Source organism: Thiobacter sp. AK1, assembly GCF_039822265.1.
Lineage (GTDB): Bacteria > Pseudomonadota > Gammaproteobacteria > Burkholderiales > Thiobacteraceae > Thiobacter > Thiobacter aerophilum.
In genome coordinates, this window is the sequence record NZ_JBAJEX010000005.1 from 34,834 (window position 1) to 51,281 (window position 16,448).

Sequence of the window (16,448 nt, forward strand, 5' to 3'; positions counted from 1 at the left end):
TCACGGTAGCCGAATCACCGCAGGCGTGCCGGCCCGCAGGATGTCCTCAACCGGGAATACCACGTCGATCGCATACTCGCCCTTGGGCCCTACCGGCTCCAATCCCACCAGCCGCACGCGGCCCGGATAGCGGCGTCCCTCCACTTCTACCTCCACCGCTTGTCCCGGCTTGAGCGTCCTGACCTCGGGCAGTGCCACCAGCCCGCGCGCCACCATCTCACCCGTCCGCGCCAGCACGATGAGAGGCTCCGGCTTCAATTGGCTGGCCACTGCCTGCCCGGGTTCCACCTGACGCTTGAGCACGACACCGTCGAAGGGTGCGCGCACTGTGGTATCCCTAAGCTGCTTGTTAAGCGCGGCCAGACGCGCACGCGCTGCCGTAAGCTGCGCCTGGGCGCGGGCATGGCGTAACTGCGCCGCCTCCAGCTCGGTGGCCGCGATCACAGTGCGGTTGTAGAGCTCCTGTACGCGATCTAGGTTCCGTTTGGCATCCTTTTCTTCCTCCTGGGCCTGAGCAACACTGGCCTGACCCTCGGCCACCTGCGCGCTGAAGGCCGTGGCGTCCAGGCTTACGAGCACCTGGCCCTTCTTTACCCGGTCACCAGGCTTAACCGCGACCGTTTGCACGATGCCGGAGACGGCCGTGCCCAGTTCCACACGCTGCGCCCAGTGTAGGCTTGCCGCCAGATCCGCGGCCCAGACCGGCACGGCGAAAAGCCCAAGCAGCCAAAAGGAATGCTTGATCACGGTTGTGCTCCTTTGCTCTGTGCGAGTTGGGCAAGGGGACGGCCCACCAGGGCCTCGATCTTGGCCAGCGCCAGGGCGAGGCGATATTCCACGCTGCGGCTAGCGAGCTTGGCCTCCATGGTCTTGGCCATGGAATCGCCCAGGTTGGTGCGATATTCCATTTCGTACTGGCCGCGCGCGCGCTCCAGGGCGAGATCGCGAAAATCAGCCTCCACCTTGGCGGCGCGCCTGGCAATGCGGCGCAAATGGTCAGCATCCAACCAAGCCGCGAGCAAGGCCTGAGTGAGATCCCGCTTGAGCTGCTCACGCTCCGCCTGCAGCTTCTGGAACTGTGCCTGTTCCCGCGCCAGCGCAGCAGACACCGTGCGCCCCTGGTAGAAGGGCCAGGAGAGCACCACGCCCGCGCGCACCTGATCACGGCCACTCAAGGGACGCTGGGCATAGTCGGCAAGCTCCAGCTCCGCGTCTAGGCGCGGGTTGCGTTCGGCGCGAATGGCCTCCAGGCGCTGTTGCGACGCAGCCAGCAACTGCTGCTGGGCCTTGAGGCGTGGATTGTTCTCCAGCATGGCGGCAACCAGCACCTCATAATCAGGTAGGGGACGCTCGTTATCCGGCAGCGCCGGGTCCTCCAGTTCGGAGGGTAACTCGCCCGGCCGGTTCATGGCATCGGCGAGTAGCGCCCGCGCAAGACGCTGGCGCTTTTCGCTCTCCGCGCGGCGTACGAGCCACGCCTGGGAACGCGCCTCCAGTTCGGCCACGTCCACCTGGGAGAGAAGCTTCTGCTCGGCGCGATCGCGCGCCTGATCGAAGGCCACATAGGCGACTGCCAGATATTCGTTGTCCACCGTATAGCGCAGATCGGCCAGCAACACGTCGAAGTAGCGGGCCATGATGTCCAGCCGGCGCTGGTCGCGCCGATCCATCAGGCCGAGCTCACGCGCCTCCAGCGTAAGACGGGCGGCTTCCTCGCCGCGCTGCGTGCGCCCGAAATCCCATAGGTTCTTGCGCGCCACCAGGCGGACGCTATTGTCCGAGATGAAATCAGTGTCGGTTGCACGCAACGCAGGCTGCACCCGCTGCAGGCGGCCTTCCAGAGTCAGGCTGGCGTCACTGCGCGTCCCTGCCAACTCGAGCTCGGCCGCCGCCAGGGAACGCTCGGCCCGTGCGGCTTCCAGTTCGGGATGGGGGGCATCGGCGGCCTTGAGCGCTTCGGCCAAGGTGAGCACTCCGCCTTGCGCGGCCACAGTGGCTGTCTCAAACAGACAACACAGGGCCGCCAGCATGCCCAGACCATGTAGGACGAACCTCATTGTGCGGCGGCCTGGGTCTTGTACACGTTGAATGGGGTGGTCTTGTAAAGGCCTTCCACCACGTAGCGGCCCAAGAGCAGGAATTCCTTGGGGTCCTTGGCCACGCCGGTGAAACGGTACATGGGATTGCCATCGAGATCGAAGAACAGGAACACCGGCGTGGCGCGCACGCGGTTTTCAGCCGCGAATGCCTTTTCTGTGGTCTGCTTGCCTTTGAAGTCCACCATGGCCAGCTCGTTCTTGATGTCGATGGAGTAGATCAGAAAGTGCTTCTTGAAGTAGTCCTGCACTTCGCTCTGATTGAGGATGGTCTCCTTCATGCGATGGCACCAGGGACAGTCCTCCTGCTCGAACATGAGCAGGATGCCCTTCTTGCCCTCCGCCCGGGCAGTGGCCAGCTCGGCTTTGAAATCGCCCAACTTTTGGTCGAAGAAATACTGATTCACGTCCCGCTTCTCGGCGAGCGTCGCGAAACTGACCAGCATCAGGCCGGCGAAGAAAAGCGCGCGCAGCATGGGTGTCTCCTCTTGTCGTGGGCGCCTATTTTTTTGCCGGCGCCGATTTGCGGGCAATGTAGCTTTCCACCGCGGCGCGTGTCAACGCGCCCACATTGTAGGCGGCGAGCCGGCCTTCGGGATCGTATAAATAGGTGGTGGGCAGGCCTTGCACCTGACCGATCTGACCGGCGATCTGGGGGTTACCCAGAACGATGGGGAAGGTCACGAACAAATCGTCGGCAAATTTCTTCACGTATTCCGGATCGCGCCAGTCCATGGCAATGCCGATCACCACCAAATCCTTGCGGGTCTCGTGCAGTTTCTGCAGATCCGGCATTTCCTCGAGACAAGGTGGACACCAGGTGGCCCAGAAGTTGACCAGCACCCATTTGCCCCGGTAATCGGCGAGGCGATGAGTTTTGCCCTGGGTATCGGTCAGGGTGAAGGCCGAACTCGCGAGGGGCGCAAGTCCCAGCAAAAGAACGGCAAGGAGACGTCGCAACATGGTCCTGCTCCCTTAAAATGTGACTTTTTGCCGGAACCCAGCCACCATGAATTACCGCATCGAAAAAGACTCTTTGGGCGAATTCAAAGTTCCCGCAGACGCCTGGTACGGCATCCAGACGGCGCGCGCCGTGGAGAATTTTCCCATTTCCGGGCGCAAGCCGGACGTGGATTTTATCAAGGCCCATGTGCTCATCAAGCTCGCGGCGGCGCGCGCCAACTGCCAGCCGGGGTGGCTGGATGCCCAACGCCGCGATGCCATCGTCGCCGCCTGCGAACGCATTCTTGCCGGTGAGTTTCTCGATCAGTTCGTGGTGGACCGCTTCCAGGCGGGAGCGGGCACCAGCCACAACATGAACACCAACGAGGTAATCGCCAACCTGGCCAACGTGGCGCTGGGCGGGAAGAAAGGCGAGTACAAGCCCATCCATCCCAACGACCACGTGAACATGGGCCAGAGCACCAACGACACCATTCCCACTGCGATTCGTCTGGCCTGTCTGGCGAAGTTGCCGCGTCTTAAAGCCGCGGTGGAAACCATGGCGGCGGAATTCGAGCGCATCGGGCGCGAGGAACGCGATACAGTGAAAAGCGCCCGCACCCATTTGCAGGATGCCGTCCCTACCACCATCGGGCGCGAATTCGCGGCCTACGGCTGGATACTGCGCCGGGTGATCACAGAACTGGAAGCCGTGCGGCCGCGCCTGTGCGAAATCGGCCTGGGAGGCTCAGCGGCGGGCACCGGGCTCAACACCGCGCCGGGCTATCCCCAGCGGGTCGCGGAGGAACTCGCGCGTCTGACGGGAGAACCCATCGTGGCAAGCGATCTCACCGCCCAGATGCAATCCATGTACGACCTGCAGCGCCTGTCGGGGGCCATCCGTAGCCTCGCGCTGGAACTTACGCGCATCAGCAACGACATTCGCCTCCTCGCCTCGGGACCGCGCACCGGGCTAGGCGAGATCACCCTACCGCCGGTGCAGCCGGGCTCCAGCATCATGCCGGGCAAGGTGAATCCGGTGATGTTCGAGATGCTCAATCAGGTCTGCTACCAGGTGCTGGGACAGGATGCGGCGGTGGCCTGGATGACCCAGGCGGGCCAGCTGGAACTCAATGTCATGATGCCGGCGTTGGGCTCCGCCCTGTTCGATGCCATGGACTGGCTCACCCATGCCGTCGCGGCGGCCACGGAAAGGAACCTGAAAGGGCTGAAGGTGAACCGGGCGCGTTGCTACGAATTCATCCATGCCAGCGTGGGGCTCGCGACGCTGCTCAACCCCCGCATCGGCTATATGAAGGCCGCGGAAATCGCCAAGGAATCGGAAAAGACCGGTAAGCCGGTGCGGGAGATCGTCGCCGCCCACGGCATCATGAGCGCGGAAGCATTCGACGCCCTGGTGCTTAAGGCGGCGCGCGACGGGCGGATCGATTGATGGGGGCATTGCGACTAAAGCCGCGCCCGCAGCCCCCTGCCACGGTTGTGAAGACTCGCGGCTAAAGCCGCTCCCACACCACCCCTGGCGCGCTAACGCGCCTTGGTGTGCCCGGGCGCATTGGCGCTCATGCCGGGTGCGGCACCGGCGGCATGGGTGAGTCCAACGGGGGTCATCGGGGCTTTGCTACCACCTTGTCCGCCCCCCATGGGTGCGCCCTCGGCCTTGGCCACGTGACTGTCCGGCTTAAGCTCGCGCGTGCCATAGACCACGCCGCCGCCACTTGCCGCCGTGGTAATGCCTTTTCCGTAAGCATGGCGGTGGCTGCTCGCCTGCTCGACCTTGGCAGCGCGGGGAACAGCCACGGCGGCCGTCCTGCCAGCGGCGAAGTTGTGATTGGCAGCCTTCATGCTGCTCACGACAGGACCCAGCTTGAAGCCATTGGCCTGGGCGATTTGCCCCCAGCCCATGCCGGCGGCGCGCTGGTTGAGGATACCCTCCAGGGTGACGGTCTGGGTGCTCACCGTGCCGTCCGGTGCAACCTTGGTCACCGTGAAGCTGCCACCGGTGAGTGCGGCCTTCAGCACTTCTGGCGTGGGATCCGTGATGCCGTACTGGGCGAGCTGGGTCTTGGCCAGACTCAGGCTGATGTAGGTATTGCCATAGCCCATGGGCCGGGTGGGGGGCGTGATGGTTGTGGTCGTGGTGGTGCCGGCGGCCGAGACGCCGCTGAGGGTAATGGGCGTGCCGCTACGCAGGCCTGAGATCAGGGCCTCGGCGTTTTCCTGGGAGCCGGCAAATTGGGCGAAATCCCGGGCGAAGCGACTCGTCACCTCAGTCGCCGGTTGGCTTGAGGTGAGCTTGTCCGTCGTCGCAGCCTCGCGTTTAAGGTCCGCATCTGTCCCCGCCCAGGCATGACCCATGCCCATGAACAGCAGACCGAGGGCAATGTTTCGCATCACGTGACGTGTGACCATGGATGGCTCCTTTCGCGTGTTGCAGCCGGCGTCAGAGGAAACGCTCGGTCTGCATGATGATTTCGGTGGCCGTCGCACTGTCCTTGAACAGCCCTTGGGACGCCGTGACCCGCATGCGGGTGGTGTTGGGGCTTAAGGCTTCCAGCTCGATGTCGATGTCGCGATCGGCCGCCTTGGCCTTGATCGCCTCGCCATTATCGATCTTGGATGTCTGAGCGACCTTGATCTGCATCCTATTGAGAGCCTTGAGGCTGGCCGTCTTCACCCTGGGCAGGGGCTCGGCGAAGGTGCGGTAGGTGATCCCGCTCAAGGTGTGGGATACCCCCGCCGAGGCGCCCACCCCCAAAGCCGTCAAGGCGGCGGCCTCGCAGCCGCCCAAAATCAAGGCAGCCGAGCCGATCAGGGCCAGGTTGCGTATGGGCTTCATGTCTTACTCCTCAAAATTTGCGCCAGCCTGTCAACCGGGCGAAAGGCGGCGCGTTACTGACCTTAGCACGGTCCCCGTGCGCCTTCGTTTAACGATTGTTTAAGAAAGGACTTTAGCATGAGCAAATTCTTCGCTTCCCTGATCGCCGCCTCCTTCGCCCTGGCCACCAGCGCCTTTGCCGCCGATGCTGCCGCGCCGGCCGAACCCGCCGCCGCGCCGGCCAAGACGGCCAGCGCCCCGGCCAAGAAGCAGGCCCACAAACGCGCCCACAAGCGTGCCCACAAGCCTGCCGCTTCCGGCGAAGGCAACGCGCCCGCGGCCAAGTAAGCAGGCTCGATTCGGCGTAGAATCACAGGCGATGACTTTGTCATCGCCTGTTTCGTTTCAACCGTATTCGATCTGGAGGAGAAACCGTCATGAAAAAAATCCTGCTCGCCCTGACCTTGGCGCTCACCACCCTCTCCGTTGCCCATGCCAGGGAAGAAAAAGCCCCCACCCCGCAACAGGAGCGCATGCGTCACTGTAACGAGGAGGCGGGCAAGCAAGGCCTGAAAGGAGACGAGCGCAAGTCCTTCATGAGCCAGTGTCTGAAGGGTGGTAGCCAGCCCGCCGCGGCGCGCACCGAACAGCAGCAGCGCATGGCCGACTGCAACCGTGAAGCAAAGGAAAAAGGCCTCAAAGGTGAGGAGCGCAAGAAATTCATGAGCCAGTGCCTGAAGAAGAAATAAGTTCCGTCTCGGTTGCCCCGCTACGCCAGTAGCGGGGATGCACCTTTCTTTCCTCGGCCACGTCGATGCCGCTCGGTCCGAGCCGGAAGATCACCGCTCCACTCTCGTCACTGCGCAGTAGCCGGCTGCCAAACAACCGGTAGCGTTCCACCACCTCCGCCTTGGGATGACCGAAGCGGTTGCGGTAGCCCACGGTAAACACCGCCCAGTCTGGTGCCACGCTGGCGATGAATTCGACGCTGGAGGAGGTGCGACTGCCGTGATGGGGCACCACCAGGACATCGCTTGCCAGCGTGCGACCCAGCCGGCTCACCAGTTCCCGCTCCGCGCGGGCCTCGATATCCGCAGCGATGATCAGACGTCTGCCGGCAGCCTCCACCTGCAGCACACAGCCGCGGTCATTGGCCTTGCGGTATGTGGCGAGCGCCTGCGCCGAGGGGTGGAGAAGACGGAAGTCCACACCATCCCAGCGCCACTGCGTGCCCGCCCGGCAAGGCTGGGCATCCGTCCGCCGCAGTCGCAGAGGGTCTTCGGCAGGCAAAGAAGCCATGAACCAGCCAACGGGCACGCCGTCGAGCACTGCACCGGCGCTGCCCGCGTGATCGTTGTCAGCGTGAGACACCACCAGCCCATCCAGTCGCCTCACACCCATGGCGCGCAGGTAAGGCAGGACGATGCGGCTGCCACTATCCACATCGCTGTCGAAGCGCGGGCCGGCGTCGAACAGCAGTGCATGTTCGCGCGTGCGCAGCACCACCGCTAGACCCTGCCCCACGTCCAGCACCGTGGCCTCCACCACACCCGTCGGAAGGGGCGGTGGCGCGAGCAGAAACAGGGGCAGAAAAGCACACGCGCCCGCCCAGCGTCCGGGAAAGCCCCGCGGCGCGAGCAGCCAGGCCGCGCCGAGGCTCGCCACTAGCGCCGTCCATAACGGGGGCGCGTGCTGTTGCCAGACCGCAGCGGGCAGCGCCGCGAGCCAGGCGAGCGGTAGCATGCCCAGTGCGAATAACGCATGGGCGAGGTGCAAGGGCGCCGCGAGTCCGAGAAAGGCGCCGATGAGGACCAGGGGCACCACTAGGAAACTCACCAGAGGAATGGCCCAGGCATTGGCCAGGGGCGAGACCAGCGAGGTTTGCTGGAACAGCACCATAAGCGGCGGAATGAGGCCCACCGTCACCGCCCACTGCACCTGCGCCGCCTCCAGGAGACGCCCCGGCCGCGCGAGGCGATGACTTGCCACGTAGAAGATGAGAGCCACGGCGCCGAACGACAGCCAAAACCCCGCTGCCTTGATCGCCCATGGATCGAGCAGCACCACCACAGCGAGGGCGAAGGCGAGCACGCGCGATGGCGAAGTGTAGCGGTCGCGCCAAACCGCCAGAGCGGCCGCCACGACCATGTAGAACGTACGCTGCGCGGGTACCGCAAAGCCGGTGAGGAGGGCATAGGCGAAGGCCGCGGTTACACCGCCGATGAGCGCGACTTTCTTCGCGGGCCACAGCTGGGTCAGGCGCGCGCTTCGCCGCCATCCCCACTGGACCAGGGCGAACACAAGCCCCGAAAAGAGCGTGACGTGCAGCCCGGAAATGGCCACCAGATGATTGATTCCGGTGCGGGTGAACACCCGCCACTGATCTTGGGGAATGCTCCCCTGATCGCCGATGGCAAGGGCGATCAGAACGCCTGCATACGGCGCGCCCGCCAACGCCTCACGCATTTGACGGGCGATGTGGTCCCGGGCCCGTTCCACCAAATAGGCGGGGCGAATGACCAAGCTGTCGATGCGGAAGTTCTCGGGGTCTTTGCGCACGTAGCCGGTGGCACGGATGCCGCGCTCCAGCAGATAGTATTCGTAATCGAAGCCGTAGGGATTGGCCGTGCCATGGGGCCGCTTCAGGCGCACACGGAACTGCCAGCGCTCGCCAGCACGCAGCCGCGCTGGATCGAGATGTGCGCCTTCCTCCGCTTCCTCGCCGCGCCGGAACCAGAAGAGCTGGATGCCATGCGGCACCTGTGCGCCCGGGGTGAGCACCTGTTCCACGTCGAAGGCAAAACGCAATCCTCGTTCGCTCACCTGGGGCAGTCCCGCCACGACCCCCACGACCTGGATGTCGCGTCCTTCCCACGCCGGGGGCAAAGTATCCGCCAGCCGGAGCGCCGCACGCCAGCCGGCATAGGAGTAGCCCGCAGCAAAAGCTGCGGCCAGTAGCATGATCCACGCAAGCAGGCGGCTATGCGGGAGCAGCGCCAGCCCTGCGACCACAGCGGGCACGATCCAGAGGGCGGCTGTCCAGCTCGGCAGCAGCGCCTGCTGCTGCAACCACGCAACGCCCAGGACAAACGCTACAATGAGCGCTCTCACATCGCCCCCATGAAGCATCACCTGCGTAAATATCTCCCCGACGCCAAGCATGTGCGCGAACACCGCGCGGTGCGCTGGCTGGCTCCCCTCCTCCATCACCCCAACCTCTGGCACTTTAACCGCCGGTCGGTGGCGGGCGGCGTGGCGGTGGGACTGTTCACCGGCCTCATCCCGGGACCGGTGCAGATGCTGTTTGCCGCGATTCTCTCGGTGGTGTTCCGGGTAAACCTACCCGTGGCGGTACTCACCACCCTCTACACCAACCCGTTCACCTTCGTGCCCCTGTACTTGATCGCCTACAAGATCGGGCGCTGGATCTATCCCAACTCCGGCCCCCAGGTATCTGGCTTCGAGTTCGACTGGCAGGGCAACTGGCTGGCGGCCATTCCCGCCTTCTTCCATTGGGTCGCCTCGCTGGGCCCCACACTGCTGGTTGGCGTGCTGATCCTGGGCGCCAGCCTGGCGCTTCTCGGCTACTTTACGGTGCGCCTGCTGTGGCGGCTGGGAGTGGTGCTCCAGTGGCGGCGCCGCCAACGCAGGAATGTACCACGGTCATGACGCAAGCATCATGACCCTGGCAGCAGCCGAAAGAGCCGGAACTAAGGAAATACAACGAAGCAGTATTAGACGGCGGCAGTCAACGCCAAACGAACGTTAGACGCGACATTCGCCCGCGAACTGGACCTCGCCGCTCTCGTCCACGCTCTCGAGATAGACGTCGTAGCCCCAGAGGCGGGCGATATGTTTGAGCATTTCCGGCGTGGTTTCGCCCAAGGGCCGGCGCTCGTGCATGAAGTGGCGCAGGGTGAGGGAGCGGTCGCCGTAGAGGTCCACCTCCCACACTTGGATGTTGGGTTCGCGCTGACCTAGGTTGTATTGATCGGCGAGCCAGCGCCGCACCTGCTGATAACCGGCCTCGTCGTGGATGGCTGCCACTTCCAGTTGCTCTTCGCGGTCGTCGTCCGCCACGGCGAACAGGCGCATCTCGCGGATGAGGTGCGGCGAGAGATATTGGGCGATGAAGCTTTCGTCCTTGAAGTTGCGCATGGCGAAGTCCAATACCTTGCGCCAGTCGGCGCCCGCCAGCTCTGGGAACCAGCGGCGGTCTTCCTCCGTGGGGTGCTCGCAAATGCGGCGGATGTCGCGGAATAAGTTGAAGCCCAGCGCGTAAGGATTGATGCCGCTATACGCCCGGCTGTAGAAGGGCGGTTGATAGACGACATTCGTGTGGGACTGCAGGAACTCGATCATGAAGCCATCGGTGAGCCGCCCCTCCTCGTAGAGATGGTTGAGCAGGGTGTAATGCCAGAAGGTTGCCCAACCCTCGTTCATCACCTGGGTCTGGCGCTGCGGGTAGAAATACTGGGCGATCTTGCGCACGATGCGCACGAGCTCCCGCTGCCAGGGCGCGAGGCGCGGCGCGTGTTTTTCGATGAAGTAAAGCAGGTTCTCCTGCGGCTCGGCCGGGAAGCGTTCCTCCCGTTGCTCCCGCTCAGCGGCTTCCTTCACCGGCAGGGTGCGCCAGAGTAGGTTCACCTGCGATTGCAGATATTCCTCCCGTTCACGTTGGCGCGCCTGCTCCTTGGCCATCGACAGCCGCGCCGGACGCTTGTAGCGGTCCACGCCATAGTTCATCAGCGCATGACAGGAATCAAGGATTTCCTCTACTGCTTCTTCGCCATAACGTTCCTCGCACTCGGCGACGAAGTTGCGCGCAAAAACCAGGTAATCCAAGATGGCCTCGGCATCGGTCCAGGTGCGGAACAGGTAGTTGCCCTTGAAGAAGGAGTTGTGGCCGTAGCAGGCATGGGCGATTACCAGTGCCTGCATGGTCATGGTGTTCTCCTCCATCAGATAGGCGATGCAGGGGTTGGAATTGATGACAATCTCGTAGGCGAGCCCCATCTGTCCCCGTTTGTAGCTCTTCTGTGTGGCCATGAAGTGCTTGCCGAAGGACCAGTGGTGGTAGCCCACGGGCATGCCCACAGAAGAGTAGGCATCGATCATCTGTTCCGAGGTGATGATCTCGATCTGGTTGGGATAGGTATCCAGCCCATAATGAGCCGCGACGCGAGCGATCTCCCGGTCATAGGCGCGCAGGAGATCGAAGTTCCAGTCGGAGCCTTCGGAAATGGGTCGGCGTTCACCCACGGGCGCGTCCTCCTTCATGACGTGACCTTCTTGCGGAACAGTTCGCGGAACACGGGGTAGATGTCCTCCAAGCCGCGGATGCGCTGCATGGCGAACTGGTGGGCATAAAGCGACTTCACGTATTCGTACTCGTGCCACAGGCTCTGGGGATGTTCCGACTCGATCTCCACATAGGCGTAGTACTGCACCACGGGCAGGATGGAGTGGAGCAGAAGGTCGCGGCAGCGCGGCGAATCCCCTTCCCAATTGTCGCCGTCTGACGCCTGGGCGCAGTAGATGTTCCAAGCAGCGCTGGGATAGCGCTCACGGATGATCTCGTACATGAGCTCCAGCGCACTGGATGCCACCGTACCGCCCGTTTCCCGCGAATGGAAAAAGTCCTCTTCGTCCACTTCCATGGCCACGGTGTGGTGGCGAATGAACACCAGGTCGATCTTTTCGTAGCTGCGGGTGAGGAACAGGTAGAGCAGCATGAAGAAGCGCTTGGCGATGTTTTTGCGCTGCTCGTCCATGGAGCCCGACACGTCCATGATGCAAAACATCACTGCCTGACTAGTGGGCTGGGGCTGATCGATGCGGTGGGCATAGCGCAGGTCCCAAGTATCCAGGAAAGGAACCGCCGCCACCCGCGCGCGCAGATCCTCGATCTCCTCACGCAGTGCCTCGGCTTCAGGGCTGGCAGCGAGACCCCGCGCCTTAAGTTCCTCTAGCGCCTCTTCCGCCTCACGCAGGCGGTGCCGCGCGCCAGCGGACATGGCGAGCCGGCGGCCTATGGCCTGTTTCATGGAACGCACCACGTGCAGGTTCGCGGGATTGCCCTGGCTCACGAAGCCGGCCCGCACACGCTTGACCTCCGGCACGGCGGTGAGCTGCTTCTTCACCAGATCGGGCAAGGCCAGGTCCTCGAAGAAGTAATTCATGAACTCTTCGCGTGAGAGCTCGAACACAAATTCGTCCAAGCCTTCACCATCGGGCGAGCCCCCGCCGCCGCCCTGGCCCGCGCCGCCTTCGGGACGGTCGATGCGGTCGCCGGTGACGAACTCGCGGTTGCCCGGATGGACGATGACCCGCCGGCCACCCGGACCGTGATGGAAAACCGGCTCCGAGAGATCTTTCGCGGGGATGGAAATTTTCTCGCCCCGTTCTAGGTCGGCCACCTTACGGCCTGACACCGCCTCCCGCACCGCCTGCCGAATCTGGCTCTTGAAACGGCGCAGGAAGCGCTGGCGATTGACGGCGCTGCGATTCTTGCCAGAGAGACGGCGATCGACGAACTGACTCATGCCGGCGGCCTTAGGAGGTTTTCCTCGCACGCAGATACCATTCGGCCAAGAGGCGCACCTGTTTCTCCGTGTAGCCCTTGGCCACCATGCGCTGCACGAATTCCTGGTGCTTCTTCTGCTCCTCGCTGGACGCCTTGGCGTTGAAGGAAATCACGGGCAGCAGGTCCTCGGTGCTGGAAAACATGCGCTTCTCGATCACCGCGCGCAGCTTCTCGTAACTCGTCCAGGCCGGGTTCTTGCCGTGGTTCTGGGCCCGCGCCCGTAGCACGAAATTCACCACTTCGTGGCGGAAATCCTTGGGATTGGCGATCCCGGCGGGTTTCTCGATCTTCTCCAGCTCGGCGTTGAGTTGGGCGCGGTCCAGCATCTCACCCGTATCCGGGTCGCGGTATTCCTGATCCTGGATCCACATGTCGGCATAGGTGACATAGCGGTCGAAGATGTTCTGCCCATACTCAGAATAGGACTCGAGGTAAGCCGTCTGCAGTTCCTTCTCGATGAACTCCACGTAACGGGGCGCCAGGTATTCCTTGATGAACGCAATGTAGCGACTCTCCACCTCAGGCGGCAGCTGCTCCTGCTCGATCTGGTTTTCCAGCACGTAGAGCAGATGCACCGGGTTGGCAGCGATCTCGCTGTGGTCGAAGTTGAACACCTTGGACAAGATCTTGAAGGCGAAGCGCGTGGAAATCCCGGTCATGCCCTCGTCCACGCCAGCGAAGTCGCGGTATTCCTGGTAGCTCTTGGCTTTGGGATCGGTGTCCTTCAGGTTCTCGCCGTCGTACACGCGCATCTTGCTATAGATGCTGGAATTCTCGGGCTCCTTGAGGCGGGTGAGCACCGAGAACTGCGCCAGCATGGTGAGCGTGCCCGGTGCACAGGGCGCCTCCGCGAGCGAGCTGTTCCTGAGCAGTTTCTCGTAGATCTTCACCTCGTCCGATACGCGCAGGCAGTAGGGCACCTTGACGATGTAGATGCGGTCGAGGAAGGCTTCGTTGTTCTTGTTGTTCTTGAAGGCCTGCCATTCGCTTTCGTTGGAGTGGGCGAGGATGATGCCATCGAAAGGGATGGCGCCAAAACCCTCGGTGCCCTTGTAGTTGCCTTCCTGGGTCGCCGTGAGCAGGGGATGCAGCACCTTGATCGGCGCCTTGAACATCTCCACGAATTCCAGCAGGCCCTGGTTGGCCAGGCACAGGCCGCCCGAGTAGCTGTAAGCATCCGGATCGTCCTGGGAGTATTTCTCCAGCTTGCGAATATCCACTTTGCCCACCAGGGAGGAAATGTCCTGGTTGTTTTCGTCGCCGGGTTCGGTCTTGGCAATTCCCACCTGGCCCAGCACCGAAGGCCAGCGCTTGACCACACGAAACTTGGTGATGTCGCCGTTGTACTCGTGCAGCCGCTTGACCGCCCAGGGCGAGAGCACCTTGTTCAGGTAACGGCGGGGGATGCCGTATTCCTGCTCCAGGATCTCGCCGTCCTCGTCCGCAGAGAACAGTGCCAGGGGCGAATCGTTCACGGGCGAGCCCTTCAGGGCATAGAAGGGCACCCGCTCCATGAGATGCTTGAGCTTTTCCGCCAGCGAGCTCTTGCCACCGCCCACCGGTCCCAGCAGGTAGAGGATCTGCTTCTTCTCTTCCAACCCCTGCGCGGCATGGCGGAAATAGGAGACGATCTGCTCGATGGTCTCCTCCATGCCGTAGAAATCCTTGAAGGCGGGATAGCGCTTGATGACCTTGTTGGAAAAGATGCGCGACAGCCGCGGATCTTGCCGGGTGTCTATGAGCTCCGGCTCGCCGATCGCCGCCAGCATGCGCTCCGCAGCGCTGGCGTAGGCCATGCGGTCGTTCTTGCAGAGATTGAGATACTCGTCGAGGGAGTATTCCTCCTCCTCACGACGGTAGCGGGCAATGTACTGACTGAACAGGCTCATGAAGCACCCCCGTTGCACGATGGAGAACCGCGACCCTCGCGGCAAACGACTGCCGCCCTGCGGGAATTTGGCACCGATCCTTGGACCGGGCCGAACGGGATTGGTGCCACGCACCCACGTGCTCATTATCGGCCAGTTTCGCGCCGACTTGATCAAAATAATCTTTGCCGGCATGAACACCCTTTCATGCCGGCGAAGAGCAGGCGCCCGGGTGGGCTGACGGTGCTCACTCGCGCAAGCGCGCTCCCGACTGGTTGAGCAGATAGACCACGGCACGCTCCACTTCCTCATCGCTCAAGGCCGGATTGCCGCCGCGCGGCGGCATGCCACGGATGCCGCGAATGGCCATTTTCACCATCATCCGCTTACCCTCCCGGATGCGGGGCGCCCAAGCCTTTTTGTCGCCGATTTTGGGCGCCCCGGCGGCGCCGGTATCGTGACAGGCCGCGCAGGTGGCGCGATAAACTGCTTCGCCACTGCGCTGCGTCTCTCCCACAGCCGAGGCCAGGGGACTTAAGATGAGGAAAAGCAAAACCCATGTATGACGCATGACCGCTCCCTTGGCCAAGACACGACTCGATGGAGCACGGCTTGCCGGCCCACACCGAGCCGCCCATAATCCCGGCTCCATCTGCTGTAGGAAATCATTCCATGAAAGGCTTGCATCTGGAAGAATCGGCGGGTGTGGCGGAACGCTACGCCGTGGTGTATGCGCCGGGCAAGAACCGCAAGCGGTTTCCGGAAAACTGCGTTTATGTCAAAGCAAGCGAGGCCGAGGCGCGCCGCGAGGCCAATCCGGCCCAGGGGCGCTACGCTGCGGTGGTGATTGGCCCTTCCCGCTCCAGCGAAGGTTTCCGGCTGTTTTATCTCAAGGCCTGGTTGGACTGAGTCCGCTTCCATAAGGCCGGCCAGCACACCGATTCGCCGGCTCGCCGCCCCGCGGCTGGGCGGCCGCTGCCGAAACCAGTGCGCCGCTGGCAATGCACGCGCCCGTTTTCGATCCCCAGGTCCAGGCCTTAAGGCCGTGTCGAATTTTCGCCCGGACCGTCACGCGACCGGCGGGGCCCATGCCGATATACCCACAACGAACTGATCGGCAAGAGTCTTTTCGCGTGGTTGGGCGGGTATCGTTTTTGCTAGTGCCACTGCGCTTGCGCCCCGTCGTCTTGTCATGCCCGGCCGTCCCAGCCTGCGCCTCATTCTGGTTGCCGCCTTCCTCGTGGTGGCCTGGGTTCCTCTCATGCTACTTCCCCTTGGCTGGCCGCTCGCCCTCGGTGTGGCCACGACGCTCGCCCTACTCTGCGGCCTGGCGCTGGCCCACTACCTGACACGGGCCACGGCGCGGCTCAGAACGACCATCGAGCGGCTACCGGATAGCGGTTTTCGCTCCGCCTTCAGCCCACTGCCCCGCTGCGCCCCGCGCGAATGGGAGACCTTGCAGCGCGCAATCGCCGACTCTGCCCGTGACACCGCAAAGCGCCTCGCCGAGCGTGAGGCGCGCATCGACGAACTCGCGCGACAACTGGCGGAAGCCACTCGCAACTTGGAACAGGCCAACCAAGCGCTGGCGGCGCGCGCCTTCTTGGACGAGCTCACCCATCTGCCCAACCGACGCGCCTTGTGGCGACGCTTGATGGAGTTGGAGCGGGCGCATCCAGCGAGTTACTTGCCGGTGCAGGTGCTGCTATTCCGGCTGAAGGGTCGCAACGCCATCCAAGCGCGCCATGGCCCCGATGTCGCCGACGCGGTGCGCGCCGAGGTGGCACGCCGCATCCAGGCGGCCAGCCGAGCAGGGGAGTTCGTCGCGCGCTACGACGAAGACGAATTCGTGCTGCTGCTTTGGCGCTGCCCGGCCACGCTCGCCCAAGAACGCGCCAAAACCCTGGGCGAGGCGGTGATCGCTTCCCCATTATGGGTGGCGGGGCAACCTATCGAGCCCGGCATCGACGTCACTTGCGCCCAGTGCAACGACCGCCTCTCCCGCCCCGCCTTCGTCCGCCTGCTAAAGCTCGCAGGCGAGGCCGCCAACCCTTGGTCGGGCGAGCTTTCGACCGGACCTTCCGGGGCCTTCTGACATGAACGATCGTTCGATATACTGG

The 16,448-nt window shown here is 63.3% G+C and carries 17 protein-coding genes; 6 read left to right on the forward strand and 11 right to left on the reverse strand.

Annotation, left to right across the window (positions count from 1 at the left end; genetic code table 11):
- Genes V6E02_RS07490 through V6E02_RS07505 form a run of 4 tightly spaced genes read right to left on the reverse strand, consistent with a single transcriptional unit; the run spans position 1 to position 3,059 of the window.
- On the reverse strand, positions 1-747 hold the full coding sequence (locus V6E02_RS07490; protein WP_347308162.1) for an efflux RND transporter periplasmic adaptor subunit: 747 nt from the start codon (positions 745-747) through the stop codon (positions 1-3).
- On the reverse strand, positions 744-2,057 hold the full coding sequence (locus V6E02_RS07495; protein ID WP_347308163.1) for a TolC family protein: 1,314 nt from the start codon (positions 2,055-2,057) through the stop codon (positions 744-746). Before V6E02_RS07495 ends, V6E02_RS07490 begins: the two co-directional genes overlap by 4 nt.
- Entirely contained in the window at positions 2,054-2,572 is a 519-nt protein-coding gene (locus tag V6E02_RS07500; RefSeq protein WP_347308164.1) for a thioredoxin family protein, read from the reverse strand. Before V6E02_RS07500 ends, V6E02_RS07495 begins: the two co-directional genes overlap by 4 nt.
- A 25-nt stretch (positions 2,573-2,597) precedes the next feature.
- The gene (locus tag V6E02_RS07505) at positions 2,598-3,059 is read right to left on the reverse strand and encodes a TlpA family protein disulfide reductase (RefSeq protein WP_347308165.1); all 462 of its coding nucleotides are present in this window, start codon (positions 3,057-3,059) and stop codon (positions 2,598-2,600) included.
- Between the two features lie 46 nt (positions 3,060-3,105).
- On the opposite strand from V6E02_RS07505, the gene V6E02_RS07510 reads away from it, so the two are divergent.
- Positions 3,106-4,491, forward strand: a complete 1,386-nt coding sequence (locus V6E02_RS07510) for an aspartate ammonia-lyase (RefSeq protein ID WP_347308166.1) — start codon at positions 3,106-3,108, stop codon at positions 4,489-4,491.
- A 92-nt stretch (positions 4,492-4,583) separates the two neighbouring features.
- Here the strand turns inward: V6E02_RS07510 and V6E02_RS07515 are convergent, their stop codons facing one another.
- Complete coding sequence (locus V6E02_RS07515; protein WP_347308167.1) at positions 4,584-5,468, reverse strand: hypothetical protein; 885 nt, start codon at positions 5,466-5,468, stop codon at positions 4,584-4,586.
- A gap of 31 nt (positions 5,469-5,499) precedes the next feature.
- The gene (locus tag V6E02_RS07520; protein ID WP_347308168.1) at positions 5,500-5,895 is read right to left on the reverse strand and encodes a DUF3568 family protein; all 396 of its coding nucleotides are present in this window, start codon (positions 5,893-5,895) and stop codon (positions 5,500-5,502) included.
- A gap of 117 nt (positions 5,896-6,012) precedes the next feature.
- Between V6E02_RS07520 and V6E02_RS07525 the strand changes: the two genes are divergently transcribed.
- Together V6E02_RS07525 and V6E02_RS07530 are read left to right on the forward strand one after the other, a co-directional pair.
- Positions 6,013-6,222: a hypothetical protein gene (locus V6E02_RS07525; RefSeq protein WP_347308169.1), complete on the forward strand. Its 210-nt coding sequence runs from the start codon at positions 6,013-6,015 to the stop codon at positions 6,220-6,222.
- An 89-nt stretch (positions 6,223-6,311) separates the two neighbouring features.
- Positions 6,312-6,623 (forward strand): PsiF family protein, encoded by a 312-nt coding sequence (locus V6E02_RS07530; protein ID WP_347308170.1) that lies wholly within the window; start codon positions 6,312-6,314, stop codon positions 6,621-6,623.
- Here the strand turns inward: V6E02_RS07530 and V6E02_RS07535 are convergent.
- Entirely contained in the window at positions 6,595-8,895 is a 2,301-nt protein-coding gene (locus V6E02_RS07535) for a DNA internalization-related competence protein ComEC/Rec2 (protein ID WP_430626783.1), read from the reverse strand. The two genes, V6E02_RS07530 and V6E02_RS07535, sit on opposite strands and share 29 nt — an antisense overlap.
- Between V6E02_RS07535 and V6E02_RS07540 the strand changes: the two genes are divergently transcribed.
- Complete coding sequence (locus tag V6E02_RS07540; protein WP_347308172.1) at positions 8,857-9,543, forward strand: DUF2062 domain-containing protein; 687 nt, start codon at positions 8,857-8,859, stop codon at positions 9,541-9,543. The genes V6E02_RS07535 and V6E02_RS07540 overlap by 39 nt on opposite strands.
- Positions 9,544-9,639: 96 nt before the next feature.
- Here V6E02_RS07540 and V6E02_RS07545 read toward each other — a convergent pair whose 3' ends face one another.
- The 4 genes from V6E02_RS07545 to V6E02_RS07560 form a co-directional block, all read right to left on the reverse strand.
- Positions 9,640-11,154 carry a SpoVR family protein gene (locus V6E02_RS07545; protein ID WP_347308173.1) on the reverse strand — a complete coding sequence of 505 codons (1,515 nt, stop codon included), beginning with the start codon at positions 11,152-11,154 and terminating at the stop codon, positions 9,640-9,642.
- Positions 11,151-12,419, reverse strand: a complete 1,269-nt coding sequence (locus tag V6E02_RS07550; protein WP_347308174.1) for a YeaH/YhbH family protein — start codon at positions 12,417-12,419, stop codon at positions 11,151-11,153. Before V6E02_RS07550 ends, V6E02_RS07545 begins: the two co-directional genes overlap by 4 nt.
- 10 nt (positions 12,420-12,429) lie before the next feature.
- Complete coding sequence (locus tag V6E02_RS07555) at positions 12,430-14,349, reverse strand: PrkA family serine protein kinase (RefSeq protein ID WP_347308175.1); 1,920 nt, start codon at positions 14,347-14,349, stop codon at positions 12,430-12,432.
- Between the two features lie 226 nt (positions 14,350-14,575).
- Positions 14,576-14,899: a c-type cytochrome gene (locus V6E02_RS07560; protein ID WP_347308176.1), complete on the reverse strand. Its 324-nt coding sequence runs from the start codon at positions 14,897-14,899 to the stop codon at positions 14,576-14,578.
- A gap of 101 nt (positions 14,900-15,000) precedes the next feature.
- Here V6E02_RS07560 and V6E02_RS07565 point away from each other — a divergent pair, with 101 nt between their 5' ends.
- The gene (locus V6E02_RS07565; RefSeq protein WP_347308177.1) at positions 15,001-15,237 is read left to right on the forward strand and encodes a hypothetical protein; all 237 of its coding nucleotides are present in this window, start codon (positions 15,001-15,003) and stop codon (positions 15,235-15,237) included.
- A 283-nt stretch (positions 15,238-15,520) separates the two neighbouring features.
- Complete coding sequence (locus tag V6E02_RS07570; RefSeq protein WP_347308178.1) at positions 15,521-16,423, forward strand: GGDEF domain-containing protein; 903 nt, start codon at positions 15,521-15,523, stop codon at positions 16,421-16,423.
- Positions 16,424-16,448 lie beyond the last annotated feature (25 nt).